Origin of the sequence: Bradyrhizobium frederickii, assembly GCF_004570865.1 — a bacterium.
Taxonomy (GTDB): Bacteria; Pseudomonadota; Alphaproteobacteria; order Rhizobiales; family Xanthobacteraceae; genus Bradyrhizobium; species Bradyrhizobium frederickii.
This window is the reverse complement of sequence record NZ_SPQS01000100.1, coordinates 1-2,201: the sequence shown is the minus strand read 5'-3', so window position 1 is coordinate 2,201 and position 2,201 is coordinate 1. Positions and strand designations below refer to the sequence as shown.

Here is a 2,201-nt window from a genome sequence, read left to right as displayed (position 1 = left end):
ATCAGTATGGACGGCCGGGGCGCCTGGCGGGACAACGTGTTCGTTGAGCGGCTGTGGCGCAGCGTCAAATACGAGGAGGTGTATCTGCGGGCCTACGACAGCGTCAGCGACGCTCGCGCCTCGATTGGCCGCTATCTGGACTTCTACAATTGCCGCCGTCCACATTCGAGCCTTGACGGCAGCACACCGGATCAAGCCTACTTCACCCCGCTGCCGCTCCGCACGGCAGCCTAACCCCGGCAGAGGCTCCACTTATCGACGCGGATATTCTGTTCAGACAACCGGGGCCAGCTCAGACTTCCTCCGTCTCATCGAAGCTAGCGAGATTGAGCAGTTGTTTACCTGGCCGGTCGACAACCGAAATGCTGCTTAGCGACGGATTCTCAATCGCGCAACCTAGGCGATCTACCAAGTAGCGTAAGCTTATCGCATAACTTTCTGAGTCTCTTCCGTAGCTCCGTTTACTTGATTTAGCGGTGCGCTTGCGCGGCGGGAGTCTAGAGGGATTTCAGCGAGAATTTAGCGGAATCGAAGAAGGCCAGAGATACTCATCGATACTCATGGGAAGTAGTATCGCCGCAACTGCCGACAATTAAAGGGCTATGGGAACGAGGCTAACGTTCGGGATCCACTGGGACGCAGACTACCACCCATTGGTCCACACCCGATTGATGCGGGGGCCTCCCATCGGATGTCACGTGTGCCGCTAACTGTGCTTCAAAACGTGCCGCAGTCCTACCCCTGAATAGGCGGCGTCGTGAATCTGCTGAAACTATCGTGCCTGTCAGCATGGCGGCCCGCCAGAGCGCCTCTCGCGAGGTCAAGTGAGGCCGTTTTAGACCCGCGACTAGCAACGACAAGTGTTCCTGGTTTTGCGGCCGTGTGGATCACAAAAGGCTACTGCGCCATTCAAGGGGACGCTTCAGCCAGCCGAACGACCTCTGGCCATCAGCCTACCAAAACAAGGAGACGACGGCCTCTTGTTTGTAGCATATGCTCTGCGAGCGTACGGATGACAACAATCGTGCGCCGGCACGCTCGCATCCTACGCGTTTAGGGGCACTCCGATGATCACGCCGTTTCGACGGAACTGGAGTCCAAACGAATTATTTGACACTCTTACGCCAGCGATGTTCGCCGCCGAGCCGTCGGCTGTCCGCGCACGTTGGGAAAAATTGTGGCCCGATCTGTACACCGAATATGACGCCAGGTACTTGAAACAAGAATTAGTGGCGCGAGATCTTATCGCTTCCGATGAAGCTGCTGCATTCTTTAACGCCTGGGCGATTGACGAAGAGCGCCACACCGACGGATTCATCCGGATCATTGAACTTGTCGCTAATGGATCCGAAAGGACTCTTCGGGAGAGATTGGAGGCTCGATCTCATGATTTTGGGCCGATCGTTGAACACCTGAAGGACGAATTTTCCGTGATGGTTATGATCGCATTTGATGAAATGTGCACTTGCCGCGCCTATGCAGCAGAAAAACCATTTTATGACGCTCTTGGGAACAACACGTTCCATCATTGGCTGCGGGAGGTAATTGCCGACGAGGCGGTCCACTCGATGAACGCCGTTAATGTTATCCGCTCGCGCTATCGCGATCGCATCGGCCAAGTCGGCACAATTATTGATAGCCTAATCCGCGCGGCCGATACTCTACGCTATTCTGGCACCTTCGTCCTCGACTACTTCGGCGCAGTGTACTCCAGGGAGCTGCTCGCCGACTCCCGCCTCGCGACCGTGAGAAATATTGCCAAGCCACTCATCGTGTAGAGCGAGATCTGTAACCGCGAGCCTGCGGAAAGTTTGGTCCGACGTCATACCGCCGCTCAATCGAGCTCTTCTGCAAGTTTTCCATTCTGCCAGTTGACGCCAGGTTTTCTTGACGTGTCGTGCGTATGAGCTGGCCCCGGTTGTCTGAACAGAATATCCGCGTCGATAAGTGGAGCCTCTGCCGGGGTTAGGCTGCCGTGCGGAGCGGCAGCGGGGTGAAGTAGGCTTGATCCGGTGTGCTGCCGTCAAGGCTCGAATGTGGACGGCGGCAATTGTAGAAGTCCAGATAGCGGCCAATCGAGGCGCGAGCGTCGCTGACGCTGTCGTAGGCCCGCAGATACACCTCCTCGTATTTGACGCTGCGCCACAGCCGCTCAACGAACACGTTGTCCCGCCAGGCGCCCCGGCCGTCCATACTGATGG

General features: G+C 56.7%; 3 protein-coding genes. 2 read left to right on the top strand and 1 reads right to left on the bottom strand.

Going from position 1 to position 2,201, the window contains the following annotated elements:
* Both E4K64_RS39620 and E4K64_RS39615 read left to right on the top strand, forming a co-directional pair.
* Positions 1-234, top strand: a 234-nt coding sequence (locus E4K64_RS39620) for an integrase core domain-containing protein (protein ID WP_135161597.1), incomplete at its 5' end; no start/stop codon positions are given.
* 833 nt (positions 235-1,067) lie between these two features.
* Positions 1,068-1,778: a hypothetical protein gene (locus tag E4K64_RS39615; RefSeq protein ID WP_235884977.1), complete on the top strand. Its 711-nt coding sequence runs from the start codon at positions 1,068-1,070 to the stop codon at positions 1,776-1,778.
* A gap of 187 nt (positions 1,779-1,965) precedes the next feature.
* Here the strand turns inward: E4K64_RS39615 and E4K64_RS39610 are convergent.
* On the bottom strand, positions 1,966-2,201 hold a 236-nt coding region (locus E4K64_RS39610), incomplete at its 5' end, for an integrase core domain-containing protein (RefSeq protein WP_135161597.1).

What these genes read in the sequence shown, in the direction of transcription:
- E4K64_RS39615 (WP_235884977.1), top strand. Translation starts at nt 1,068, where the DNA reads ATGATCACGCCGTTTCGACGGAACTGGAGTCCAAACGAATTATTTGAC.